Consider the following 23,715-nt stretch of genomic DNA (forward strand, 5'->3'; position numbering starts at 1 on the left):
ATGCGTCTGGTCAGTTGTCGGCACGCGCGCGGCGTGCGGCGCGACAGGAGGTGAAGGGAAAGCCGGCGCGCCGCGTCGGGATCGACGCGGCGCGGCAGGAAATCAGTAGCGGAGGTTGACCGACGGCAGGCGCGTGATCGGGACGCCCGCGTCATGCGGCTTCGGCGAGGTGTCGAGCGTCGAGCTCATCTGGTAGCGCGTGCCGAAGTTCGACTTCACGTCGATCTCGACCGGCTTGCCGCGATCGCGATACTCGGTGACCTCGGTGCCGTTCTTGCTCTTTTCATGGAAGCTCGGCGTGCGACGAATGTCGGCGAAGTCGACTTTCGACGTGACTTCGGCGCCGGGCCGGTTGATCTTGCGGAGATCGGGCAGGCCGGCGGCTTCGTTGGCCTCGGCCCGGGCCTGCGTGTCGGCGTCGGGCGTGCCGCCGGCGGCGTAGGCGGCGGCAAACGTGCCAGCGAGCACGGCGGCAGCGGCGACGAGAATGAGCGGCTTCATGATGAGTCTCCAGTGAACCTTTGGATTTTAGCAAATACTGCGCGCGGCCCGGCCCTCGCGTGCAAGCGGCGTGCGAGCGGGCGGCCATGAGCGTGACCGGGTTCCGTGGTAATGTCGTCCGATCAGACGAGGTGATGAAAATGAAGAACGATTTGAGCCGCCGGCATCGGGTGCTGACGCCTGAGAGCCCGCCCGTCGAAGCATTCGACGATTCCGTCGCCGCCGTCGCGCGGCTGTCGGCCATCTACGACACCAATACCGGCTTCCTGCGCGACGCGTTCGCGCGTTATCGCCGCCATGAATCGATCACCGAGCACGTGCGCGCGTGCTACCCGTTCGTGCGGATTCGCACCGACGTCAACACGCACGTCGATTCGCGCCGTTCGTACGGCTTCGTCGCGGGCCCGGGCGTGTTCGAGACGACCGTCACGCGTCCCGACCTGTTCGCGAACTACTATCGCGAGCAGCTGCGCCTGCTGTCGAAGAACCACCATGTGAAGATCGAGATCGGCGTGTCGTCGCAGCCGATTCCGGTTCACTTCGCGTTTCCCGAAGGCATTCACCTCGAAGGCGAGCTCGACCGCGACCGGCTGCTCGCGATGCGCGACATCTTCGACACGCCCGACCTGTCGTACCTCGACGACCGCATCGTCAACGGCACGTTCGAGCCGGCACCCGGCGAGCCGCATCCGCTCGCGCTGTTTACCGCGGCGCGCGTCGACTTCTCGCTGCACCGGCTGCGTCACTACACGGCGACATCGCCCACGCACTTCCAGAATTACGTGCTCTACACGAACTACCAGTTCTATATCGACGAATTCGTGAAGCTCGGCCGCACGCTGATGACGGAAAGCACCGATCCCGACGTGCGCGCGTACCGCAGCCAGTACAGTTCGTTCGTCGAGCCGGGCGACGTCATCACGTACAACGCGAACCTCGGCAGCGAGCCGGCCGAGGGCGCCGCGCCGCCGCGGCTGCCGCAGATGCCCGCGTATCACCTGAAGCGCGCGGACGGCAGCGGGATCACGATGGTCAACATCGGTGTCGGTCCGTCGAACGCGAAGACGATCACCGATCACATCGCGGTGCTGCGTCCGCATGCCTGGGTGATGCTCGGTCACTGCGCGGGCCTGCGCAACACGCAGCGCCTCGGCGACTACGTGCTCGCGCACGGTTACGTGCGCGAGGATCACGTGCTGGATGCGGACCTGCCGCTGTGGGTGCCGATCCCGGCGCTCGCCGAAGTACAGCTCGCGCTCGAACGCGGCGTGGCCGAGGTCACGCGTCTCGAAGGTGCCGAACTGAAGCGCGTGATGCGCACGGGCACGGTCGCGAGCGTCGACAACCGCAACTGGGAACTGCGCGATCACCGCGAGCCCGTGCAGCGGCTGTCGCAGAGCCGCGCGATCGCGCTCGACATGGAAAGTGCGACGATCGCCGCCAACGGTTTCCGTTTCCGCGTGCCGTACGGCACGCTGCTGTGCGTCTCGGACAAGCCGCTGCATGGCGAGCTGAAGCTGCCGGGCATGGCCGACACGTTCTATCGCGGCCAGGTCGACCAGCATCTGCAGATCGGCGTGAAGGCGATGGAGATTCTGCGCACGAACGGGCTCGACAAGCTCCATAGCCGCAAGCTTCGGAGCTTCGCGGAAGTGGCGTTTCAGTAACAAGCCATTGCGGTAGAAGGCTCCCCGGATGATCCGGGGAGCCTTCGCGTCCAACATGGGCGGCGATGTCTAACTTGGACGCGTCAATGGAACGGGTTGAACGCGTTCTACTTCACGTGATTTCGCGTAGTGCGCCGTCATGCTTTCGGTCGTGTGGCCGGCCAATGATTGCGCTGCCGCGGCCCCCCCGCTGCGGTTTCAGATCGGTCAGCGCTTTCGCCCACAGGTCGTGGAAGTGCGTGCCGATCTGAACGCACGTACCAACATCCAAATCATCAACGGGTCGGACGGAGCGCCAGCCTTTGTGGTGATCCCCTACGCGGACTACATGGCGCAGCACGAAGAGGAGCGCGACCTGATCCCGCACGAAGTGATCAGCGCCACAGTAGACGGGGCGACGCCCCTGCGCGCATGGCGCGAACATCTGAAACTGACACAGGCGATATCGCGGCCCGACTCGGCATCAGCCAGTCCGCGTACGCGCAGCAGGAGCGAAGCGAGAAGCTGCGCAGGTCGACGCGCGAGAAGATCGCCGCCGCGCTTGGCATCACGGCCGCGCAGCTCGATTTCTGACGCGCGGTCAGCCGCGAAAGAAAGCCGCCAGACACTACGGTGCTGGCGGCTTTTTTATGGTTCTTCGTGGAATTTCGTGAACCGATGACGATGCGTATGCCTCTGGCCGCGAAAATCCCAACCGTGTCGCCACGATGACCGTGGTCATCCTTTGTGCGCGAATGCCAGCACGATCGCGTTGCCCAGTTCGTCGACAACCCTGGTCGACGCGCCCGGCGCCGCGAACATCGTGAACTCGACATCGGGCAGGGCCGGCAGGCCGGCATCCGGCGGGATCGCACGCAAGCCGTGCGCAAGTTGTGTGTGCACGATCGGTGTCACCGCAAAGCCCGCGTGCGCGGCGGCGCACAGGCCGGCGCCGCTCGGGCACACGAGCACGATCCGGTAATCCACGCCCGCGCGGGCCAGTGCTGCCAGCGAGGCCTCACGATACGGGCAGGGTTCCGGCAGCAGCGCAATCGGCACCGGTACGCCAGGCGTGAGCGACATCCAATCCGCACCGGCCCACACAAGCGGCTCGCGCCAGAGCACGCGTCCGGTGGGCCCGTCATGGCAGCGTCCACCCATCACCACATCCAGTTCACCGTGATCCAGCGCCTGGAGCAATTCGCCCGGGATACCGACTCTGATGCTGAATGCGATGCGCGGGTACCGCACGGCAAACGCCTGCATCACATGCATCAGCCTGACATTGGCGAGGTCTTCCGACAGCCCCACGCGGATCGCGCCTGCACTCGGTTCGCGCAGCAGTTGCGCGCGCGCGTCCTGATTAAGCGCGAGGATGGCGCGCGCGTAACCCAGCAGCAGTTCGCCGTCCACTGTGAGCGTGACCGAGCGCGTGGTGCGCACGAGCAGGTCACGGCCGGTCTGTTTTTCCAGGCGCCGCAGATGCGCGCTGACCGCGGACTGCGTCAGATTCAGACGGGCCGCGGCATGCGTGAACCCGCCTTCCTGGACGACGGCCACGAAAGAGCGCAGCAAAACGGTATCGAACATGACATGCCCCGAAATACAGTGCGAATGCTACTGAGTACCGCGATGATACTTCGTTTATATTTTGAATCGAACTATGTTCTGATGAGGGCCGTCAACCCGTCAGGAGTCGTTTCATGTCGACCTTGCTGCATATCGAATCCTCCCCGCGCAAGTCGCGGTCCGCATCACTCGACGTTGCGCGCGCGTATCTGGAAGCCTGGCGCAACGCGCATCCGGAGCATCGGGTCGACGTGCTCGACCTGTGGGCGACGCCATTGCCGGAGCTCGACGGCGATGCACTCGATGCCAAATACGCGGACTTGAGCGGTACACCGCTCAGCGAAGGCCAGCAGCAAGCGTGGGCAGGTTTCCGGCAGCTGGCGCAGCGGATGCACGACGCGGATACGCTGCTGTTCTCCGTGCCGCTGTGGAATTTTTCCATCCCATACAAGCTCAAGCATTTCATCGACGCCGTGTCCCACCGCGACGTCCTCTTCTCATTCGACGAGCGTGGGTTAGCGGGATTGCTGAACGGCAAGAAAGCAGTCGTGATCTATGCGAGAGGCCTCGACTATTCAAGGCAATCGAGCACGCCTGCCGAGTCGTTCGATTTTCAGCGGCCGTTTCTTGAAGCGTGGCTGCGCTTCATCGGTATCACCGACATCGAATCGATCATCGTCGAGAAAACGCTGTTCGGACCTGAAGTCGATCACGCGGGCAGAGAGGCTGCGCGCAAACGGGCGGTGACGCTGGTACACGCAGCATCAGCATCAGCATCAGCATCAGCATCAGCATCGGCTTCGGTTGATGGCTGAACTGGCCAATGGCTGGAGACCGCCGAGCACCGACGGGCGAATGCCGCGCAAGCCGCGGGCGTAACGACAAAGGCCGCACGCGAACTTTCGTTCACGTGCGGCCTTGTTCTTTGTCCTGCGGTGCGCGACCCCGATCGACCCCGCACTCAGATGCTCAGCACTCACCTTTCTTCGCGTGTCCCGGCGGGCAATGGTAGCCGCCGTGACCGCGATGGCGCTGATGATCTTCCCACTCGCGACGCTCCCAGTAGCGGCGGCCGTCCCAGTAACGATCGCCGTGCCAGCCGATCACGACCGCAGGCCCCGGAGCGACCACGACAGGCGCGGGCGCGACGACGACCGGCGCGGGCGTGCCGATGTTGACGTCGACGTTGACGGCTTGGGCGAGGCCGGACAGCGAAAGACCGAGGCCGGCGAAGGCGAGGGCGATCAGCGAGCGTTTCATGTTGTTTTCCGTGATGTCGTTGTCAAAAGGCCGGCGCGACGCGATGGACGCGAGGGGGATCGTTCCACCGGGGGACGCCACGCCGACGAGATGCAGTGTGCAGGCGCCGCGCGAAAAAGGCGAGACGGGTTTGTTACGTCGGATTGACGTCAGATGCGCCGGCCGGATCGATGACAGGCTGCATGATTTGACAATGGCGGGCCACGCATGGGAGGCGTCGACCGCATTGCGCGATGCAGGCTGCCCGGATTTGACATTCGCCGGCGCGCGGCTGCGCGGCGGGATTAATACGGCGTTACAAAATGACGCGCGACGGGTGGCGGAATTACCGTGCGCCCGCCGCGCGGGAGACGCGATGCCGGCCGTGAGGCCGGCCATCGCACCGATCGAATTACAGATAGAACATGCGGTCTTCTTCGGGCCGCGGCGGATGGTCTTCGCCGTCCGCGCCTTCTTCCTCGCCGCTGTCCTCGTAGAACGCGAGCACGGCGTCGAGCACCTGGTCGGGATCGTCGATTACCTGCATCAGATCCATGTCTTCCGGATTGATGAGGCCCATCGGAATCAGCTGGTCGCGGAACCATTGCAGCAGCCCCTGCCAGAACGTGCTACCCACGAGAATGATCGGCACGAGGCGCGACTTCTTCGTCTGGATCAGCGTGAGCACCTCGGACAGTTCGTCGAGCGTGCCGAAGCCGCCCGGCATCACGATCACCGCGTCGGAGTTCTTCACGAACGTTACCTTGCGCGTGAAGAAGTGGCGGAAGCGCAGCGAGATGTCCTGGTAGTGGTTGCCCGCCTGCTCGTGCGGCAACTCGATGTTCAGGCCGACCGACGGCGCCTTGCCGGCGTGCGCGCCCTTGTTCGCGGCTTCCATGATGCCGGGGCCGCCGCCGGAGATCACAGCGAAGCCCGCGTCGGACAGCTTGCGCGCGATCTGCACGGCCAGCTTGTAGTGCGGCGTGTCGGGCTTGAGACGGGCAGAACCGTAGATGCTGACGGCCGGTCGGATCTCCGACAGGTACTCGGTCGCCTCGATAAACTCTGCCATAATCGTGAACATCTGCCACGATGCGCGCGCCTTCTTGGCCGTCGCGCGTTCTTGATCTGCGAGCGAACGCAGACTCGGAATCACTTTTCTCTTGTTCATAATGCCTGAAGAACGAAATCTGGAAGGTAAGACCCTGCTATTGGTTGACGGTTCGAGCTATCTGTATCGGGCTTACCATGCGATGCCTGATTTGCGTGGCCCTGGCGGGGAGCCGACCGGAGCGCTCTACGGAATCATCAACATGCTGCGCCGTATGCGCAAGGAAGTCAGTGCAGAGTATAGCGCTTGCGTGTTCGATGCAAAGGGCAAGACGTTCCGTGACGACCTTTATGCCGACTATAAGGCAAACCGTCCGTCGATGCCGCCCGATCTTGCACTGCAGGTCGAGCCGATTCACGGCGCGGTACGTGCGCTCGGCTGGCCGCTGCTGATGGTCGAGGGCGTCGAGGCCGACGACGTGATCGGCACGCTCGCGCGCGAAGCCGAGCGGCACGGGATGAACGTGATCGTGTCGACCGGCGACAAGGACCTCGCGCAGCTCGTCACCGATCACGTCACGCTCGTCAACACGATGACCAACGAGACGCTCGATCGCGGTGGCGTGATCGAGAAGTTCGGCGTGCCGCCCGAGCGGATCATCGACTATCTCGCGTTGATCGGCGACACCGTCGACAACGTGCCCGGCGTCGAGAAATGCGGGCCGAAGACGGCCGTGAAATGGTTGTCGCAATACGACAGCCTCGACGGCGTGATCGAACATGCAGGCGAGATCAAGGGCGTGGTCGGCGACAACCTGCGCCGCGCGCTCGACTTCCTGCCGCTCGGCCGCAAGCTCGTGACCGTCGACACGGCCTGCGATCTCGCACCGCATCTCGAATCGATCGAAGCGTCGCTGAAGAGCGATGGCGAAGCACGCGACCTGCTGCGCGACATCTTTGCGCGCTATGGCTTCAAGACGTGGCTGCGCGAAGTCGACAGCGCGCCCGCCGAAGGCGGCGGCGCCGACGCGCCGGAAGGCGAGCCGGCACAGGTGGTCGCGGCGGACATCGTCCGCGAATACGACACGATCCAGACCTGGGAACAGTTCGATGCATGGTTCGCGAAGATCGACGCGGCCGCACTGACCGCGTTCGACACCGAAACGACCTCGCTTGATCCGATGACCGCGCGGCTCGTCGGCCTGTCGTTTTCGATCGAGCCGGGCAAGGCCGCGTATCTTCCGGTCGCGCACCGCGGCCCCGATCTTCCCGAGCAGTTGCCGATCGACGACGTGCTCGCGCGCCTGAAGCCGTGGCTCGAATCGGCCGACCGCAAGAAGGTGGGCCAACACCTGAAGTACGACGCGCAGGTGCTCGCGAACTACGACATCGCGCTGAACGGTATCGAGCACGACACGATGCTCGAATCGTACGTGCTCGAATCGCACCGCACGCACGACATGGACAGCCTCGCGTTGCGTCATCTGGGCGTCAAGACGATCAAGTATGAAGACGTGGCCGGCAAGGGCGCGAAGCAGATCGGCTTCGACGAAGTGGCGCTCGAGCAGGCCGCCGCGTACGCCGCCGAAGATGCGGACATCACGCTGCAGCTTCATCATGCGCTGTATCCGCAGGTTGCGCGCGAACCGGGCCTCGAGCGTGTGTATCGCGAGATCGAGATGCCGGTGTCGCTCGTGCTGCGCAAGATGGAGCGCACCGGCGTGCTCATCGACGACGCACTGCTGCAGGCGCAAAGCAGCGAGATCGCGACGCGTCTCATCGAGCTCGAAGGGCAGGCGTACGAACTGGCCGGCGGCGAATTCAATCTCGGCTCGCCGAAGCAGATCGGGCAGATCTTCTTCGAGAAGCTGCAGTTGCCGGTCGTGAAGAAGACGCCGAGCGGCGCCCCGTCGACCGACGAAGAAGTGCTGCAGAAGCTGGCCGAGGATTACCCGCTGCCGAAGCTGCTGCTCGAGCATCGCGGGCTGTCGAAGCTGAAGTCGACCTACACCGACAAGCTGCCGCGCATGGTGAATCCCGCAACGGGCCGCGTGCACACGAACTACGCGCAGGCCGTCGCGGTAACGGGCCGCCTTGCGTCGAACGATCCCAATCTTCAGAACATTCCGGTGCGCACGGCCGAAGGCCGGCGGATCCGCGAGGCGTTCATCGCATCGCCGGGTCACCGCATCGTGTCGGCCGACTATTCGCAGATCGAACTGCGGATCATGGCGCACATTTCGGGCGACGCGTCGCTGCTGCGCGCGTTCTCGCAGGGCGAGGACATCCACCGCGCAACGGCCGCCGAAGTGTTCGGCGTGACGCCGCTGGAAGTCAACTCCGACCAGCGCCGGATCGCGAAGGTGATCAACTTCGGGCTCATCTACGGGATGAGCGCGTTCGGCCTCGCGTCGAACCTCGGCATCACGCGCGATGCGGCGAAGCTGTATATCGACCGCTATTTCGCGCGCTACCCGGGCGTCGCGCAGTACATGGAGGACACGCGTGCGGCGGCGAAGGAAAAGGGCTATGTCGAAACCGTTTTTGGCCGCCGCCTGTGGCTGCCGGAGATCAACGGCGGCAACGGCCCGCGCCGTCAGGCCGCTGAACGTGCGGCCATCAATGCACCGATGCAGGGCACGGCTGCCGACCTGATCAAGCTGTCGATGATCGCGGTGGACGACTGGCTGACGCGCGACCACCTCGCATCGCGGATGATCATGCAGGTGCACGACGAACTGGTGCTCGAGGTGCCCGACGACGAACTGTCGCTCGTGCGCGAGAAACTGCCGGAAATGATGTGCGGCGTGGCGAAGCTGAAGGTGCCGCTGGTCGCTGAAGTGGGTGCCGGCGCGAACTGGGAAGAGGCACACTGACGCACCCCAGCGTGATTCCCGCGTCCCGCGGCATATTGTTGCAGGGATGCTGAATATCGAGATGGTTTGCTTGTGGTCAACGCGCAAGCTCCCGGACAATGCATGTCAGTCAGGTCATTGTCGCGGGGGCAGCGCGCCCCGCGTTCCGGGATCGGCGCATCGAAGTGTTTCGAACTGCACATCGATGATGTCCGAACCGGTTAATCCAGCGGGCGGCGCGAACGCATCGCGTCTGCATCGTCCGGCGGCAGCAGTTTCGAATCGCAAAGGGGGAATCGGATGCATCGGATCATCATCGTAGGCGGAGGCGCGGGTGGCCTGGAACTGGCGACGCGGCTCGGCGATCGTTACAGCGCGCGCGGCAATCGTCCCGCGCGTGCGCTTGTCACGCTCGTCGACCGCAATCCGACCCACATCTGGAAGCCATTGCTGCACGAGGTCGCGGCCGGCAGCATGGACCCGTTCACGCAGGAACTCGAATACGCGGCGCAGGCGCGCTGGCATGGCTTCGAGTTTCAGCAGGGCGAACTGACCTCGCTCGATCGCGCGGCGAAGCGCATCACCCTGTCGCCCGTCAACGACAGCGACGGCGAGGAACTGCTGCCGGCGCGCGACCTGGAATACGACACGCTCGTGATCGCGATCGGAAGCACGACGCATTTCTTCGGCGTGCAGGGCGCGGCCGAAAACGCGATTGCGCTCGATACGGTCGGCGAGGCCGAGCGCTTCCGCAAGCGCCTGATCGCCGCGTGCATGCGCGCCGAGCACCATGCGCCGGCGCAGCCCGCGCCAGGAGCGCCGGACGAGCCGCGCATCCAGGTGGTGATCGTCGGCGGTGGCGCGACGGGCGTCGAGCTGTCCGCGGAACTGCGCAACACCGCGCAGGTGCTGTCCGTCTATGGGCTGCACAAGCTCGACCCGCAGCACGACGTCGGCATCGTGCTGATCGAATCGGGGCCGCGGATTCTGCCTGCGCTGCAGGAGCGCGTATCGACCGCAACGGCCGAGCTGCTCGAAAAGCTCGGCGTGCGATTGATGCTCGCGGAGCGTGTGACCGAGGTCGCGCCGGGTTTCGTGCATACCGCGAGCGGCAAGTCGGTGCGCGCGGATCTCACGGTCTGGGCGGCCGGCATCAAGGCGCCGTCCGTGCTGTCGAATCTTGACGGCCTGCAGGTCAACAAGCTCGGCCAGCTCGACGTGCGTCGCACACTGCAGACCTTCACCGACGACAACGTCTTCGCACTCGGCGATTGCGCGGCATGCGTATGGCCCGGCAACGAGCGCAACGTGCCGCCGCGTGCGCAGGCCGCGCACCAGCAGGCGAGCTTTCTGCTGAAGGCGATCGGCTGCCGGCTCGACGGACGTCAGCTGCCCGAGTTCACATATCGCGATTTCGGTTCGCTCGTGTCGCTCGGTCACTTCAGCGCGGTCGGCAACCTGATGGGCGGCCTGATCGGCGGCAACATGCTGATCGAAGGGCTGTTCGCGCGCTTCATGTACATGTCGCTGTACCGCCTGCACATCGCGGCGCTGCACGGCTATCCGCGCATGATGCTCGATACGTTCGCGCACTGGCTGCGCCGCACGACGCTGCCGCGCGTCAAGCTGCACTGACCGCACGGTTCGTGCTCCGACGGGCAGGGAACGCGTATCGAGCGCGTTTCCTGCCCGTTGTCGTTTCAAGTGCGGTTGACCTGGATTCGCGCACCGGCCCTGGTATTGCGCATCGTTTGGTTCCAATCCGTGGACATTCGAGCGCGCGACGGCGCTCGCCGCATGCGTGCCCCGCATGGATTTGCCGGGCCGGGGTGCCGCGGTTGTCGATACCTTTGGATGCCACCGCATGACACCGTCGTAATCGAGTCTTACACATCTGACAGTTGACGCGACAACGGATTATTGGGCATCTTGTCCGGGTTTCCGCTTGCGGCGGGGTGCCAACCGCCGCGACATCCGCGCCGTCCGCCGGCATGACGCCGGGTCGAGTCCCTGGCCGCGACGGCGGTGCCCAATCGAGGAGTGCATTCATGTTGAAACCCGAAGTCGACAGCCTGGTTCCCCACATTCCGTTCTCGCGCCGCAAGTTCATGCAGGCCGCGCTGGGCGGCACCTTCGCGGCGGCCGTGCTGCCCGTGTCGGCGCAGACGATCACGACCGACAGCACCGGGCTGGACGTCGACACCATCGAGATCCGCTCGGGCGACGCGAGCATCCCCGCGTATCGCGCGCAGCCGGTCGACAAGACAAACCTGCCGGTCGTCATCGTGATCCACGAGATCTTCGGCGTGCATGCGCATATCGCCGACGTCTGCCGCCGCTTCGCGAAGCTCGGCTATCTGGCGATCGCGCCGGACCTGTTCGCGCGCCAGGGCAATGCGTCGAAGTATCCGACGATGAAGGAGCTTTTCGACAACATCATCAGCAAGGTGCCTGACCGGCAGGTCACCGAGGATCTCGATGCGACCGTCGCGTGGGCCGGCAAGAACGGCGGTGACCTGTCGCGTCTCGGCGTGACGGGGTTCTGCTGGGGCGGCCGCCAGGCGTGGCTGTACGCGGAGCATAATCCGCACGTGCGCGCGGCCGTCGCATGGTACGGGTTCGTCGAGGGCACGACCGACGAGATGACGCCGTTCAATCCGGTCGATCATGCGTCGTTGCTGAAGGTACCCGTGCTCGGGCTGTACGGCGAGAAGGACACGAACATCACGCAGGCGTCGCTCGCGGACATGCGCAAGGCAATCCAGACGAGCGATTCGAAGCTCGCGCGTCAATCGGAGATCGTCGTGTATCCGGATGCCGGCCACGCGTTCTTCGCCGATTATCGGCCGAGTTACGTGAAGGGCGACGCTGAGGACGGCTGGAAGCGCGCGATCGAGTGGTTCCACAAGTACGGCGTGATGTGAACGACAAGGCGGCAGATGCCGCCGCCTTGTCGTCGCGCCGCGCAGGTGCTTACGGGTTCGGGCCGGTCGCGATCGGACGCGACGGATCGGCGCTCCATTCGCTCCACGAGCCCGGATACAGCGACGCGCCATGCAGCCCCGCGATTTCGAGCGCGAGCGCGTTGTGGCATGCGGTCACGCCGGACCCGCATTGCAGGATCACGCTGTTCGGTTCGGTGCCGGCCAGCAGCGTGGTGAATGTCTCGCGCAGCTCATGGCCGGTCTTGAAGCGACCGTCGGCGGCCAGGTTGTCCTTGAAGAACCGGTTGCGTGCGCCGGGAATGTGGCCGCCGACACGATCGATCGTTTCGTTTTCGCCGCGATAGCGATCCGGTGCGCGCGCATCGATCACGACGCGCGTGGCCGACGTCACGTTCGCGAGCACGGCTGCCGCGTCGACCGTCGATTCGAGCGGGGTCGTCGCGCGGAAGTCGCCGGCGGCCGGATGCGGCACGTCGGTGGTCAGCGGCTGGCCGGACGCTTCCCATGCCTGCAGGCCGCCGTCGAGCAGCGCGACGGAATCGTGCCCGAGCCAGCGCAGCAGCCACCAAAGCCGCGCCGCATAGGCGCCGCCTTGTGCGTCATAGGCGATGACCTGCTGGCCCTGCTTGACGCCGCGGCTGGCGATCAGCGTCGCGAATGCGTCGCGGGTCGGCAGCGGATGGCGCCCGTTGGTGCCGGTCTTGCGGCCGGACAGGTCGCGGTCGAGATGGAGATACTGCGCGCCGGGGATATGGCCGGCCGCATAGGCGGCTTCGCCTGCGCCCGGATCGACGAGGTCGAAGCGGCAGTCGAACACGGCGACGCTGCCCGGCGCCGCGGCCAGCCGCTCGGCGAGATTGGCTGCGGAGATGAGTGTGGTGTAGTGGGTGTGTGGCATGACGGCTCCCTGGAGTGCAAACGGCCTGATACTCCAAGTCTAAACAAAAAAAGACGGGCCGAAACCCGTCTTTTGATATGCCGAATGCCATGCGGCGCTGGCGCGCCGCGCGCGGTCAGATGTCGCCGAGGTGGCGGCGCAGAAACTCGTGGAAGTGCTGCATGCCGTCTTCCATCGGGCTCTGGTATGGCCCGACCTGCGATTCGCCGCGCGCCATCAGTGCGCGGCGGCCCGCGTCCATCCGCATCGCAATTTCGTCGTCCTCGATGGCCGTTTCCATATAGGCGGCGCGCTCGGCCTCGACGAACTCGCGTTCGAACAGCGCGATTTCCTCGGGGTAATAGAACTCGACGACGTTGGTCGTCTTCTGCGGCCCGCGCGGAATCAGCCACGACACGACGAGCACGTGCGGATACCACTCGATCATCAGGCCCGGGTAGTAGACCATCCAGATCGCGCCGAACTCCGGCGGCACGCCGTTGCGGAACTTGAGCACCTGCTCGTGCCACTTCTGGTAGGTCGCGCTGCCCGGTTTCGCGAGGGCGTTGTGCACACCGACCGTCTGCACGCTGTACCAGTCGCCGAACTCCCATTTGAGATCGTCGCACGACACGAAGCTGCCGAGGCCCGGGTGGAACGGGACGACGTGATAATCCTCGAGGTAGACCTCGATGAACGTCTTCCAGTTGTAATCGCACTCGTGCACTTCGACGTGATCGAAGTGATACTCGGAGAAGTCGAAGTGATGCTTCGTGCCGAGGTTCGCGAGATCGCGCGCGACGTTGCGGCCTTCGGCCTCGAACAGCAGCCCCTGCCAGTTCTGCAGCGGGCTCTTGCCGAGGTTCAGGCACGGCTTGTCGGGGAAGTGCGGCGCGCCGAGCAACTGGCCTTCCAGATCGTACGTCCAGCGGTGCAGCGGACACACGATGTTCTGCGTGTGGCCGCGCCCGTTCAGCATGATCGCCTGCCGATGACGGCACACGTTCGACAGCAGTTCGATCTGGTTCGCCGGGTTGCGGACCAGCACGCGACCTTCCTTCTCGGACGGCAGCGCAAAATAATCCCCCGCCTCGGGCACCATCAATTCGTGCCCGACGTAACGAGGTCCTTTCTTGAAGAGGGTTTCGATCTCGCGCTCAAGGAGCGCCTCATCGAAATATGCAGTGACTGGAAGCTGGCTGTGGGCCGACTTCAACTGAAGCGCATCGCTCAGATTGGACATTCCCACTCCCGGTGTTAGCGTGAAAGCAGTGAACAACCCAACCATCGAAAAATCGATTTAGGGAAACGGGGAATTATACCCGGTTCGCCTCGCAAGGCTAGGATTAAGTGCCTGATTTGTGTCAATTTTTTGTCGGGAGACAATCGGGGTGCGCACCCCGTGTGTCGAAGATGGGGCCGGAAGATGTGCCGGGGTGCCCACGTCGGCAGATCGGAGAATTGTCTTTTGCCGTAGAATGTCCGACTTGTTTTGAAATTTGACACCCTCGTCCATGGCGAAAACCGCATCCCCAGGCGCCACGCCGCCCGGCAATGGCACCGAACCGTTGCCGGACAATTATGAGATGGCGCTCGCGGAACTCGAGACGCTGGTTGCACGGATGGAAGGCGGCGCGTTGAGCCTCGAGGATTCACTGGCGGCGTATCGCCGCGGTGCGACCCTCGTTGCGTTTTGCCAACAGCAGCTCGAGAAAGTGGAGCAGCAGGTTCGCGTGCTGGACGGCGCGACCCTGAAGCCGCTTTCGTCCGGCACGGCCGCCACGGACGGCGAAGACGACGATCTATGACATTCGAACAATGGATGCGGTCCGTGCTCGACCGTGTCGAGGACGCACTCGGCCACTATTTGCCGGCTGATAATGTGGTGCCCACGCAGCTTCACGAAGCGATGCGTTACGCGGTCCTCGGCGGCGGCAAACGCGTTCGCCCGCTGCTGTGCCATGCAGCAGGCGAACTGACCGGCGCGACCGAAGCGGCGCGCAACGCAGCGGCGGCGGCGCTGGAGATGATCCACGTTTACTCGCTCGTGCACGACGACATGCCGTGCATGGACGACGACGCGCTGCGACGCGGCAAGCCGACCGTGCACGTGCAGTATGACGAGCCGACGGCGCTGCTGGTCGGCGATGCGCTGCAGTCGCAGGCATTCGTCGCGCTGACCGACGCCGTGGCACTGACTCCGGTGCAGCAGGCTGCGCTCGTGCGCGAGCTGGCGCTGGCGAGCGGCTCGATCGGCATGGCCGGCGGGCAAGCGATCGACCTGGCGAGCGTCGGCCTCAAGCTGACGCGCGAACAGCTCGAGACGATGCACCGGATGAAGACGGGCGCGCTGCTGCGTGCCGCCGTGCGGATGGGCGCGCTGGCCGGCGACACGCCGTCGGCGGAAGCGATGGCCGCGCTCGACGTTTACGCGGGCGCCGTGGGTCTGGCCTTCCAGGTCGTCGACGACATTCTCGACGTCACGACCGATTCGGCGACGCTCGGCAAGACGGCAGGCAAGGATGCGGCGAACGACAAGCCGACCTACGTATCGATCCTCGGCCTCGACGCGTCGCGTGAGCTCGCGGCCCAGCTGCGCGCCGAAGCGCACGATGCGCTGAAACCGTTCGGCGCACGCGCACAGCGTCTCGCCGAACTTGCCGACCTGGTGGTGAACCGGGTCAGCTGACGCGAAGCCCGCCGCTGCGCACACGCTACGGTGCGTGCAATAGAATGCGGGCGCGTTTGATTTCCTACAATGGAACGACGATGTACGACTTGCTGAAAACCATCGACGACCCGGCGGATCTGCGCCGCCTCGATCGTCGCCAACTCCAACCGCTCGCGGATGAACTGCGCGCGTTCGTGCTCGACAGCGTGTCGAAGACGGGCGGCCATCTGTCGTCCAACCTCGGGACGGTCGAGCTGACGATCGCGTTGCACTACGTGTTCAACACGCCGAACGACCGGATCGTCTGGGACGTGGGTCACCAGACCTACCCGCACAAGATCCTGACGGGCCGCCGCGACCAGATGCATTCGCTGCGCCAGTACGGGGGCATCTCGGGTTTCCCGCGCCGCAGCGAGTCCGAATACGACACGTTCGGCACCGCGCATTCGAGCACGTCGATCTCGGCGGCGCTCGGGATGGCGATCGGCAGCCAGCTGAACGGCGACGACCGCTTCTCGATCGCGGTGATCGGCGACGGCGCGATGACGGCTGGCATGGCGTTCGAGGCGATGAACAACGCGGGCGTGTCGGAGGATGCGAAGCTGCTCGTGATCCTCAACGACAACGACATGTCGATTTCGCCGCCTGTCGGCGCGCTGAACCGCCATCTCGCACGCCTGATGTCGGGCCGCTTCTACGCGGCCGCGCGTGCGGGCGTCGAGCGCGTGCTGAGCGTCGCGCCGCCGGTGCTCGAACTCGCGCGCAAGCTCGAGGAGCACGCGAAGGGCATGGTCGTGCCGGCCACGCTGTTCGAAGAGTTCGGCTTCAACTACATCGGCCCGATCGACGGTCACGATCTCGATTCGCTGATCCCGACGCTGCAGAACATCCGCGAACTGCGCGGCCCGCAATTCCTGCACGTGGTGACGAAGAAAGGCCAGGGCTACAAGCTCGCCGAAGCCGATCCCGTGCTCTACCACGGCCCCGGCAAGTTCAACCCGGCAGAAGGCATCAAGCCGTCGGCCACGCCCGCGAAGAAGACATACACGCAGGTGTTCGGCGAGTGGCTGTGCGATGAAGCCGAGCGCGATTCGCGCGTCGTCGGCATCACGCCCGCGATGCGCGAAGGCTCGGGCATGGTCGAGTTCGAGAAGCGCTTCAAGGATCGCTACTACGACGTCGGCATCGCCGAGCAGCACGCGGTGACGTTTGCGGGCGGCCTCGCGACCGAAGGGCTGAAGCCCGTTGTCGCGATCTACTCGACGTTCCTGCAGCGTGCGTACGACCAGCTGATCCACGACGTCGCGCTGCAGAACCTGCCGGTCGTATTCGCGATCGACCGCGCGGGCCTCGTCGGCGCGGACGGTGCGACGCACGCGGGCGCGTACGATCTCGCCTTCATGCGCTGCATTCCGAACATGACGATCATGGCCGCGTCCGACGAGAACGAGTGCCGCCAGATGCTGCACACGGCGCTTCAGCAGCCGAACCCGACCGCGGTGCGTTATCCGCGCGGCGCGGGCACGGGCGTGGCGACGGTGAAGGAATTCACCGAAATTCCGCTCGGCAAGGGTGAAGTGCGTCGCCGCACGTCGCAGCCGGAAGGCAAGCGCGTCGCGATCCTCGCGTTCGGCACGATGGTTGCGCCGTCGCTTGTGGCAGGCGAGGAGCTCGATGCAACGGTCGCGAACATGCGCTTCGTGAAGCCGGTCGATGCCGCGCTCGTGCGCGAACTCGCCGAGACGCACGACTACCTTGTCACGGTCGAGGAAGGTTGTGTGATGGGCGGCGCGGGCTCGGCCTGCGTGGAAGCCCTGATGGAGAGTGGGGTTATCCGACCCGTACTACAATTGGGCCTCCCTGACCAGTTCGTCGATCACGGCGACCACGCAAAGCTGTTGTCGCAATGCGGCCTCGACGGCGCGGGCATCGCGAAATCGATTCGCGAACGCTTCCTCAACGCGGCGGCCGATGTCGCCGGTCAGGCGAAGCGCGTCGCATAAGCTGGCGCCGCCTGCGGGCGGCGTCGGTGCGACTGGCGCAACCGGTCTACATTGATGCGGAAAACATGGGCCTGCGGGCCCATGTTGCTTTTCCGGCTGCCGCATGACGCGGCGTGCGCGTCGTCGGACGCGCGGCTTACAAGGATTGAAAAAGATGAACCAGATGAATCCCGCCTTCGTGATGCCCGACGTGCAGAGCACGGTGGATACCCGCCAGATTCCGATTCAGCGCGTGGGCGTGAAGGCGGTCCGGCATCCGTTGACGGTGTGCACCGAGAGCGGCGACGTGCAGCCGACCGTCGGCGTCTGGAATCTCGACGTGCGCCTGCCTGCCGATCAGAAGGGCACGCACATGTCGCGCTTCGTCGCGCTGCTCGAGGAGAATCGTGCGCCGCTGACGGTCGAGCGCTTCCGTGCGATGCTCGCGTCGATGCTCGAGAAGCTGGAAGCCGAGGCCGGCCGGATCGAGGTCACGTTCCCGTACTTCGTGAACAAGACGGCACCGGTGTCGGGCGTGCAGAGCCTGCTCGACTATGAAGTGACGCTCGCGGGCGAAAGCCGCAACGGCGAAGCGCGCCTGTTCCTGAAGGTGCTCGTGCCGGTGACGAGCCTGTGCCCGTGCTCGAAGAAGATCTCGCAGTACGGTGCGCACAACCAGCGCTCGCACGTGACGATCGACGCCGAGCTTGCGGCCGACCTGCCGGTCGAGGCGCTGATCCGCATCGCGGAAGAAGAAGCGTCATGTGAGCTGTGGGGCTTGCTGAAGCGTCCGGACGAGAAGTTCGTCACGGAGCGTGCGTACGAAAATCCGAAGTTCGTCGAGGATCTGGTGCGCGACGTCGCGCAGCGTCTCGATGCGGACGACCGCGTCGTCGCCTACGTGCTCGAAGCCGAGAACTTCGAATCGATCCACAATCACAGCGCGTATGCGCTGATCGAGCGCGACAAGCGGCACGCTGCGTGACGTTGTGCCGCTGCAACGGAAAAGGCCGCTCGATCGAGCGGCCTTTGTGTTTTGGCTGGTGATGTCCGGTGCGTCGTGCGAATCAGCGTGCGAGCGACGCGAGATCCCAGCGCGGTTTCACCGTGAACGCGTAGTCGGCGTTCGCCTGCTCGGGCCAGCGGCCGAGCCGCAATGCGCCGGCGAGTGCGATCATCGCGCCGTTGTCGGTGCAGAGCGCGAGATCCGGATAGTGCACGTCGAAGCCGCGCTTGGCCGCGGCGGCCGACAGCGCGGCCCGCAACTGGCGGTTCGCGCCGACGCCGCCCGCGACGACGAGGCGCTTGAGCTTCGTCTTCTTGAGTGCGGCGAGCGACTTCGCGACGAGCACGTCGACGGCCGCGTCGACGAAGCCGCGCGCGAGATCGGCCTTCGCGCGTTCGAGCGCTTCGCCTTCGAGTTTTGCCGCCTCGAACTTCTTCATCTGCGTGAGCACGGCCGTCTTCAGGCCGCTGAAGCTGAAGTCGAGATCGCCCGAATGGAGCATCGGGCGCGGCAGCACGACGGCGCCCGGCGTGCCCGTTTCCGCGAGTTTCGACACTTCCGGGCCGCCCGGGTAGCCGAGGCCGATCAGCTTCGCCGTCTTGTCGAATGCTTCGCCGGCCGCGTCGTCGAGCGTCTCGCCGAGCGTCTCGTACACGCCGACATCGGTCACGCGCATCAGCTGCGTGTGGCCGCCCGACACCAGCAGCGCGATGAACGGGAACGGCGGCGGTTCGTCGACGAGCAGCGGGGACAGCAGGTGGCCTTCGAGGTGATGGATGCCGACGGTCGGCTTGTTCCATGCCAGCGCGAGCGCATTCGCGATGCTCGCGCCGACCAGCAGCGCGCCGGCCAGACCGGGGCCTTGAGTGAATGCGATCGCGTCGATGTCCTCGCGGCGCGTGCCGCTTTGCGCCATGACTTCCTCGAGCAGCGGCAGCGCGCGGCGGATGTGGTCGCGCGATGCGAGCTCGGGCACGACGCCGCCGTATTCGCGGTGCATCGCGATCTGCGAATGAAGCGCATGCGCGAGCAGGCCGCGCTGCGTGTCGTAGAGCGCGAGGCCGGTTTCGTCGCAGGAGCTTTCGATGCCGAGAACGAGCATGGGTAGAGGCGGTGCGAGCTGCGTCGAGCGCGCCGCACGAAGGTAAACGTAACCGCAAATTATAGCAGGCGAGGGCCTGCCGCCGCTGGGGCGCGGCCCGGGTGCGCGGCCAGGCAGGTACAATCCGCGCCATGGAAACTTACGATATCGCCGTGATCGGCGCGGGCGCCGCCGGGATGATGAGCGCCGCAGTCGCCGGGCAACTCGGCCGCCGCGTGGTGCTGATCGACCACGCGCCGCGGCTCGCCGAGAAAATCCGCATCTCGGGCGGCGGCCGCTGCAACTTCACGAATCTCCATGCGGGCCCCGACAATTATCTGTCGTCGAATCCGCATTTCGCGCGCTCGGCGCTTGCGCGCTACACGCCGCGCGACTTCCTCGGGCTGCTCAAGCGCCATCACGTCACCTGGCACGAAAAGCACAAGGGGCAGCTCTTTTGCGATCACGGCAGCGACGCGATCATCGACATGCTGAAGCACGAATGCGATGCGGGCGGGATTGCCTGGCGCCGGCCGGTGGCCGTCGACGCGGTGCGCCACGCGCCGGCCGACGGCTTCACGCTCGACACGCAGCAGGCGGGGCCGATCCGCGCACGCGCGCTGATCGTCGCCACCGGCGGACTGTCGATCCCGAAGATCGGCGCGACCGACTTCGGCTACCGGCTCGCGAAGCAGTTCGGCCACAAGCTCGTCGATACGCGGCCCGCGCTCGTGCCGCTGACCTTTGCGCAGCGGGACTGGGAGCCGTTCGCGGCGCTGTCCGGCGTGTCGCTCGAAGTGCGCGTGTCGACCGGCGACAAGAAGCACGGCGGCGAATTCGTCGAGGATCTGCTGCTGACCCATCGGGGCTTGTCGGGCCCCGGCATCCTGCAGATTTCCAGCTACTGGCAATCCGGCGACCCGATCCGCATCGACCTGCTGCCGCAGCGCGACGTGGTGGCCGACCTGCTCGACGCGAAGCGCACGTCGAAGCGCCAGATCGGCTCGCTGCTCGCGGACTGGGTGCCGTCGCGCCTCGCTCACGTCTGGCTCGACACGCATCGCGTCGCGGCGGACGCGCGGCTCGCGGACCTGCCCGACAAGATGCTGCGTCAGATCGGCGATGCGCTGTCTGGCTGGACGCTGACGCCGAACGGCACCGAGGGCTACAAGAAGGCCGAGGTGACGAAGGGCGGCGTCGATACGCGCGAACTGTCGTCGGCGACGATGATGAGCGCGCGGGTGCCGGGGCTGTTCTTCATCGGCGAGGCGGTGGACGTGACGGGCTGGCTCGGCGGCTACAACTTCCAGTGGGCGTGGGCATCCGGCACGGCGGCCGGGCAGGCGGCGGCGGAGTTTGCGCGGGGCGCCTGACACGGCTGCGTGGGCCCCCGTTGACGGGGGCCGGCCCTTATGTCTTTGCGTGGCGCTCTGCTATACTTGCAAATCTTCCCTGCAAACCTTTATTCGTGTCGGATCATGACGATCATTCGCGTTAAAGAAAACGAGCCGTTCGAAGTCGCCATGCGCCGCTTCAAGCGCACGATCGAGAAGAATGGTCTGCTGACCGAGCTTCGTGCGCGGGAGTTTTACGAGAAGCCGACCGCCGAGCGCAAGCGCAAGAAGGCTGCCGCAGTGAAGCGTCATTACAAGCGGATCCGCAGCCAGACGCTGCCGAAGAAGCTGTACTGAACGATTGAGCGCCGCGCGATTCACTGAGCGGCGCACCGGCGACCTCCGCACGATCGGCCTCGATCTGGGGCTGCGAGTCGCCGATGCCGGATTCGAGCAACCCGCTTGAGACTTAGTCCCAAGCGGGTTTTTGTGTTGACGCCCGTTCGCGGGCGTTGAAGTCACGTTTCCATCCCGGGTGCAAGATGAGTTTGAAAGAGCAGATCAGCGAAGACATGAAGGCCGCGATGCGCGCGAAGGAAAGCGAGCGTCTGGCGACGATTCGCCTGCTGATGGCCGCGATCAAGCAGCGCGAGGTCGATGATCGGGTGACCCTCGACGACGCGGGCATCACCGCCGTGATCGACAAGATGATCAAGCAGCGCAAGGACTCGATCAGCCAGTTCGAAGCCGCAGGCCGCGACGATCTCGTCGCGAAGGAGCAGGCCGAGCTGACCGTGCTGGGCGCCTACATGCCCGCGCAGCTGTCGGACGCCGAAGTGGCTGCCGAAGTCCAGGCCGCGGTCGCGGCAACGGGCGCGGCCGGCCCGCAGGACATGGGCAAGGTGATGGGCGTGCTGAAGGGCAAGCTTGCCGGCCGGGCCGACATGACGGCAGTTTCCGCGCAGGTCAAGGCCGCGCTGTCGAAGTAAAACCCGCTTCCCGGCGCGCCGCATGCGCGTGCGCCGGGGCGTCGTATTGTCTTTTTTTCGCTCGATCCCACGGTGATTCCGCATTCGTTCCTGCAGGATTTGCTGAACCGCGTCGATATCGTCGACGTGGTGGGCCGGTATGTGCAGCTCAAGAAGGGCGGCGCCAACTTCATGGGGTTGTGCCCGTTCCATAACGAGAAGAGCCCGTCGTTTACTGTCAGCCCGACCAAGCAGTTCTATCACTGCTTCGGCTGCGGCGCGCACGGCACGGCGATCGGTTTCCTGATGGAGCATGCGGGACTCACGTTCCCGGAAGCCGTGCAGGAGCTCGCGCAATCGGTCGGACTGACCGTGCCGCACGAGCCGTCCATGCGCGGCGGAGGCGGTGCGGGTGGCGGTGACTATCCGGCGCCCGTGTCGAAATCGGTCGCGACCGCGCTGTCCGACGTGATGTCCGCCGCGTGCGACTACTACCGCAAGCAATTGCGCGGCGCGACCGTTGCGATCCAGTATCTGAAGAACCGGGGCCTGACCGGCGAGATTGCCGCGCGCTTCGGGCTCGGCTATGCGCCGGACGGCTGGCAGAACCTCGAAACCGCGTTCCCGGACTACCGCGACGACTCGCTCGTCGAATCGGGGCTCGTGATCGTCAGCGAGAAAACCGATGCACAGGGCGTCGCGCGACGCTACGACCGGTTCCGCGAGCGGATCATGTTCCCGATCCGCAACGTGAAGGGGCAGGTGATCGGGTTCGGCGGCCGCGTGCTCGGCAGCGGTGAGCCGAAGTACCTGAATTCGCCCGAAACGCCACTGTTCAACAAGGGCAGCGAGCTGTACGGGCTGTTCGAGGCGCGCCTTGCGATCCGCGAGCGCAAGTACGTGCTGGTCGTCGAAGGCTACATGGACGTCGTCGCGCTCGCGCAGCTCGGCTTCCCGAACGCGGTCGCGACGCTCGGCACGGCGTGCACGCCGATCCACGTGCAGAAGTTGCTGCGTCAGACCGACACGGTCATTTTCAGCTTCGACGGCGACTCGGCCGGCCGGCGTGCGGCGCGCCGCGCGCTCGAGGCGTGTCTGCCGCATGCGGCGGACAACCGGACGATCCGATTCCTTTTCCTGCCGTCCGAGCACGATCCGGACAGCTACGTACGCGAATTCGGCGCGGACGCGTTTTCCGAGCAGGTCGAGCGCGCGATGCCGCTGTCACAATTTCTGTTGAACGAAGCAATTGCCGGCAAGGCGCTCGACCAGCCGGAAGGTCGAGCGAAGGCGCTGTTCGACGCGAAGCCGCTGCTGCAGGCGCTGCCGGCGAACGCGTTGCGCGCGCAGATCATGCACATGTTCGCCGACCGGCTCGATATCCCGTTCGAGGAAGTCGCGGCGCTGTCGGATGTCGATGCGCGCATCGCGGCGCCGGCGCGCCAGGCGCCCGCGCGCAGCGAGCGGCGGCGTGTGACGGACAGCGAAAAGCGCGCGTTGCGTACGCTCGTGATGCATCCGCGGATTGCGTCGCAGCTCGACGACGAACAGCTTGCGACCCTGCGCGCGCTGCCTCGGATCGGCGAGCTGTTCGCCGAAGTCGTCGAGCATGCGCGTGCGCTGGGCGACGGCGCGGAGTTCCGGCTGCTGTCGGATGTCCTGCGGACGTCCTCGAACGGCGCGACTTACGAGGAAATCTTCCGCGAAATTCTGGACTATGATGAAAACGTCCGCGATTTGCTGTTACAGAATCCGGAAGACGAGACGGTGCCCGAGCGGCAGCGTGAACAGGAACGGATCGCGGGGGAGGAACTGCAGGCCGCGGTGCTCAAGATGCGCTATGACGCCTGCTGCGACCGGCTCGATCGGCTTGCGCGGCAGTCCACCTTCACACCCGAGGAACTGGCGGAATTGACGGAATTGAACCAGCAGCGAACCGACATGAAGCGTCGGCTCGGGCTGTAGGCGGCCGGGGCGCCAAGAGAGGGCGC

Annotated in this window: 20 protein-coding genes and 2 pseudogenes; 14 read left to right on the forward strand and 8 right to left on the reverse strand. The window is 65.3% G+C overall.

Annotated features, from left to right (window positions below; genetic code table 11):
* Nucleotides 1–102: 102 nt before the first annotated feature.
* A complete protein-coding gene (locus DIE11_RS01890) occupies nt 103–501 on the reverse strand; it encodes a hypothetical protein (RefSeq protein WP_124621159.1) in 399 nt (132 codons plus the stop codon).
* A gap of 140 nt (nt 502–641) precedes the next feature.
* Here DIE11_RS01890 and DIE11_RS01895 point away from each other — a divergent pair, with 140 nt between their 5' ends.
* Entirely contained in the window at nt 642–2,168 is a 1,527-nt protein-coding gene (locus tag DIE11_RS01895) for an AMP nucleosidase (protein WP_059601858.1), read from the forward strand.
* A gap of 69 nt (nt 2,169–2,237) precedes the next feature.
* On the opposite strand, the pseudogene DIE11_RS37485 reads toward DIE11_RS01895, so the two are convergent.
* Nucleotides 2,238–2,415: pseudogene (locus DIE11_RS37485) on the reverse strand (integrase); the annotation flags it as partial.
* On the opposite strand from DIE11_RS37485, the pseudogene DIE11_RS01905 reads away from it, so the two are divergent.
* A pseudogene (locus tag DIE11_RS01905) lies at nt 2,416–2,741 on the forward strand (helix-turn-helix domain-containing protein). It begins immediately after the preceding pseudogene.
* Between the two features lie 144 nt (nt 2,742–2,885).
* Here the strand turns inward: DIE11_RS01905 and DIE11_RS01910 are convergent.
* Entirely contained in the window at nt 2,886–3,737 is an 852-nt protein-coding gene (locus DIE11_RS01910; RefSeq protein ID WP_124621161.1) for a LysR substrate-binding domain-containing protein, read from the reverse strand.
* 113 nt (nt 3,738–3,850) lie between these two features.
* Here DIE11_RS01910 and DIE11_RS01915 point away from each other — a divergent pair, with 113 nt between their 5' ends.
* Nucleotides 3,851–4,531 (forward strand): FMN-dependent NADH-azoreductase, encoded by a 681-nt coding sequence (locus DIE11_RS01915; RefSeq protein WP_124621163.1) that lies wholly within the window; start codon nt 3,851–3,853, stop codon nt 4,529–4,531.
* 154 nt (nt 4,532–4,685) lie between these two features.
* On the opposite strand, the gene DIE11_RS01920 is transcribed toward DIE11_RS01915, so the two are convergent.
* Together DIE11_RS01920 and DIE11_RS01925 are read right to left on the reverse strand one after the other, a co-directional pair.
* Nucleotides 4,686–4,976 carry a hypothetical protein gene (locus tag DIE11_RS01920; RefSeq protein WP_124621246.1) on the reverse strand — a complete coding sequence of 97 codons (291 nt, stop codon included), beginning with the start codon at nt 4,974–4,976 and terminating at the stop codon, nt 4,686–4,688.
* A 391-nt stretch (nt 4,977–5,367) separates the two neighbouring features.
* The gene (locus DIE11_RS01925) at nt 5,368–6,126 is read right to left on the reverse strand and encodes a TIGR00730 family Rossman fold protein (protein WP_059601715.1); all 759 of its coding nucleotides are present in this window, start codon (nt 6,124–6,126) and stop codon (nt 5,368–5,370) included.
* 1 nt (nt 6,127) lies between these two features.
* On the opposite strand from DIE11_RS01925, the gene polA reads away from it, so the two are divergent.
* The 3 genes from polA to DIE11_RS01940 all read left to right on the forward strand — a co-directional run bounded on the left by polA (nt 6,128) and on the right by DIE11_RS01940 (nt 11,784).
* Nucleotides 6,128–8,881 (forward strand): DNA polymerase I, encoded by a 2,754-nt coding sequence (gene polA, locus DIE11_RS01930; protein WP_059601717.1) that lies wholly within the window; start codon nt 6,128–6,130, stop codon nt 8,879–8,881.
* A gap of 279 nt (nt 8,882–9,160) precedes the next feature.
* The gene (locus DIE11_RS01935; protein WP_124621165.1) at nt 9,161–10,495 is read left to right on the forward strand and encodes an NAD(P)/FAD-dependent oxidoreductase; all 1,335 of its coding nucleotides are present in this window, start codon (nt 9,161–9,163) and stop codon (nt 10,493–10,495) included.
* 413 nt (nt 10,496–10,908) lie between these two features.
* The gene (locus DIE11_RS01940; RefSeq protein WP_124621166.1) at nt 10,909–11,784 is read left to right on the forward strand and encodes a dienelactone hydrolase family protein; all 876 of its coding nucleotides are present in this window, start codon (nt 10,909–10,911) and stop codon (nt 11,782–11,784) included.
* Nucleotides 11,785–11,833: 49 nt separating this feature from the next.
* Here DIE11_RS01940 and DIE11_RS01945 read toward each other — a convergent pair whose 3' ends face one another.
* Both DIE11_RS01945 and DIE11_RS01950 read right to left on the reverse strand, forming a co-directional pair.
* Entirely contained in the window at nt 11,834–12,703 is an 870-nt protein-coding gene (locus tag DIE11_RS01945; protein ID WP_124621168.1) for a sulfurtransferase, read from the reverse strand.
* A gap of 115 nt (nt 12,704–12,818) precedes the next feature.
* Complete coding sequence (locus DIE11_RS01950; protein ID WP_124621170.1) at nt 12,819–13,925, reverse strand: aromatic ring-hydroxylating dioxygenase subunit alpha; 1,107 nt, start codon at nt 13,923–13,925, stop codon at nt 12,819–12,821.
* Nucleotides 13,926–14,196: 271 nt separating this feature from the next.
* On the opposite strand from DIE11_RS01950, the gene DIE11_RS01955 reads away from it, so the two are divergent.
* The 4 genes from DIE11_RS01955 to folE2 all read left to right on the forward strand — a co-directional run bounded on the left by DIE11_RS01955 (nt 14,197) and on the right by folE2 (nt 18,320).
* Complete coding sequence (locus tag DIE11_RS01955; RefSeq protein WP_006479428.1) at nt 14,197–14,490, forward strand: exodeoxyribonuclease VII small subunit; 294 nt, start codon at nt 14,197–14,199, stop codon at nt 14,488–14,490.
* The gene (locus DIE11_RS01960; protein WP_059601727.1) at nt 14,487–15,371 is read left to right on the forward strand and encodes a polyprenyl synthetase family protein; all 885 of its coding nucleotides are present in this window, start codon (nt 14,487–14,489) and stop codon (nt 15,369–15,371) included. The genes DIE11_RS01955 and DIE11_RS01960 overlap by 4 nt, the downstream gene beginning before the upstream one ends.
* 80 nt (nt 15,372–15,451) lie before the next feature.
* The gene (gene dxs / locus DIE11_RS01965) at nt 15,452–17,356 is read left to right on the forward strand and encodes a 1-deoxy-D-xylulose-5-phosphate synthase (protein ID WP_059601729.1); all 1,905 of its coding nucleotides are present in this window, start codon (nt 15,452–15,454) and stop codon (nt 17,354–17,356) included.
* Between the two features lie 154 nt (nt 17,357–17,510).
* Nucleotides 17,511–18,320 (forward strand): GTP cyclohydrolase FolE2, encoded by an 810-nt coding sequence (folE2, locus tag DIE11_RS01970; protein ID WP_059601731.1) that lies wholly within the window; start codon nt 17,511–17,513, stop codon nt 18,318–18,320.
* Between the two features lie 82 nt (nt 18,321–18,402).
* Here the strand turns inward: folE2 and tsaD are convergent, their stop codons facing one another.
* Nucleotides 18,403–19,443: a tRNA (adenosine(37)-N6)-threonylcarbamoyltransferase complex transferase subunit TsaD gene (gene tsaD / locus DIE11_RS01975; RefSeq protein ID WP_059503574.1), complete on the reverse strand. Its 1,041-nt coding sequence runs from the start codon at nt 19,441–19,443 to the stop codon at nt 18,403–18,405.
* 122 nt (nt 19,444–19,565) lie between these two features.
* On the opposite strand from tsaD, the gene DIE11_RS01980 reads away from it, so the two are divergent.
* The 4 genes from DIE11_RS01980 to dnaG all read left to right on the forward strand — a co-directional run bounded on the left by DIE11_RS01980 (nt 19,566) and on the right by dnaG (nt 23,689).
* Nucleotides 19,566–20,795 (forward strand): NAD(P)/FAD-dependent oxidoreductase, encoded by a 1,230-nt coding sequence (locus tag DIE11_RS01980; protein ID WP_260437062.1) that lies wholly within the window; start codon nt 19,566–19,568, stop codon nt 20,793–20,795.
* A 105-nt stretch (nt 20,796–20,900) separates the two neighbouring features.
* On the forward strand, nt 20,901–21,113 hold the full coding sequence (gene rpsU, locus DIE11_RS01985; protein ID WP_006479415.1) for a 30S ribosomal protein S21: 213 nt from the start codon (nt 20,901–20,903) through the stop codon (nt 21,111–21,113).
* A gap of 185 nt (nt 21,114–21,298) precedes the next feature.
* Nucleotides 21,299–21,745 (forward strand): GatB/YqeY domain-containing protein, encoded by a 447-nt coding sequence (locus DIE11_RS01990; RefSeq protein ID WP_059524656.1) that lies wholly within the window; start codon nt 21,299–21,301, stop codon nt 21,743–21,745.
* A gap of 72 nt (nt 21,746–21,817) precedes the next feature.
* Complete coding sequence (dnaG, locus tag DIE11_RS01995) at nt 21,818–23,689, forward strand: DNA primase (RefSeq protein WP_124621173.1); 1,872 nt, start codon at nt 21,818–21,820, stop codon at nt 23,687–23,689.
* Nucleotides 23,690–23,715: the final 26 nt, after the last annotated feature.

The organism is Burkholderia sp. Bp9012, assembly GCF_003853825.1.
Classification (GTDB): Bacteria; Pseudomonadota; Gammaproteobacteria; order Burkholderiales; family Burkholderiaceae; genus Burkholderia; species Burkholderia diffusa.

What these genes read in the sequence shown, in the direction of transcription:
- DIE11_RS01890 (WP_124621159.1), bottom strand. Translation starts at nt 501, where the DNA reads ATGAAGCCGCTCATTCTCGTCGCCGCTGCCGCCGTGCTCGCTGGCACG.
- DIE11_RS01895 (WP_059601858.1), top strand. Translation starts at nt 642, where the DNA reads ATGAAGAACGATTTGAGCCGCCGGCATCGGGTGCTGACGCCTGAGAGC.
- DIE11_RS01910 (WP_124621161.1), bottom strand. Translation starts at nt 3,737, where the DNA reads ATGTTCGATACCGTTTTGCTGCGCTCTTTCGTGGCCGTCGTCCAGGAA.
- DIE11_RS01915 (WP_124621163.1), top strand. Translation starts at nt 3,851, where the DNA reads ATGTCGACCTTGCTGCATATCGAATCCTCCCCGCGCAAGTCGCGGTCC.
- DIE11_RS01920 (WP_124621246.1), bottom strand. Translation starts at nt 4,976, where the DNA reads ATGAAACGCTCGCTGATCGCCCTCGCCTTCGCCGGCCTCGGTCTTTCG.
- DIE11_RS01925 (WP_059601715.1), bottom strand. Translation starts at nt 6,126, where the DNA reads ATGAACAAGAGAAAAGTGATTCCGAGTCTGCGTTCGCTCGCAGATCAA.
- polA (WP_059601717.1), top strand. Translation starts at nt 6,128, where the DNA reads ATGCCTGAAGAACGAAATCTGGAAGGTAAGACCCTGCTATTGGTTGAC.
- DIE11_RS01935 (WP_124621165.1), top strand. Translation starts at nt 9,161, where the DNA reads ATGCATCGGATCATCATCGTAGGCGGAGGCGCGGGTGGCCTGGAACTG.
- DIE11_RS01940 (WP_124621166.1), top strand. Translation starts at nt 10,909, where the DNA reads ATGTTGAAACCCGAAGTCGACAGCCTGGTTCCCCACATTCCGTTCTCG.
- DIE11_RS01945 (WP_124621168.1), bottom strand. Translation starts at nt 12,703, where the DNA reads ATGCCACACACCCACTACACCACACTCATCTCCGCAGCCAATCTCGCC.
- DIE11_RS01950 (WP_124621170.1), bottom strand. Translation starts at nt 13,925, where the DNA reads ATGTCCAATCTGAGCGATGCGCTTCAGTTGAAGTCGGCCCACAGCCAG.
- DIE11_RS01955 (WP_006479428.1), top strand. Translation starts at nt 14,197, where the DNA reads ATGGCGAAAACCGCATCCCCAGGCGCCACGCCGCCCGGCAATGGCACC.
- DIE11_RS01960 (WP_059601727.1), top strand. Translation starts at nt 14,487, where the DNA reads ATGACATTCGAACAATGGATGCGGTCCGTGCTCGACCGTGTCGAGGAC.
- dxs (WP_059601729.1), top strand. Translation starts at nt 15,452, where the DNA reads ATGTACGACTTGCTGAAAACCATCGACGACCCGGCGGATCTGCGCCGC.
- folE2 (WP_059601731.1), top strand. Translation starts at nt 17,511, where the DNA reads ATGAACCAGATGAATCCCGCCTTCGTGATGCCCGACGTGCAGAGCACG.
- tsaD (WP_059503574.1), bottom strand. Translation starts at nt 19,443, where the DNA reads ATGCTCGTTCTCGGCATCGAAAGCTCCTGCGACGAAACCGGCCTCGCG.
- rpsU (WP_006479415.1), top strand. Translation starts at nt 20,901, where the DNA reads ATGACGATCATTCGCGTTAAAGAAAACGAGCCGTTCGAAGTCGCCATG.
- DIE11_RS01990 (WP_059524656.1), top strand. Translation starts at nt 21,299, where the DNA reads ATGAGTTTGAAAGAGCAGATCAGCGAAGACATGAAGGCCGCGATGCGC.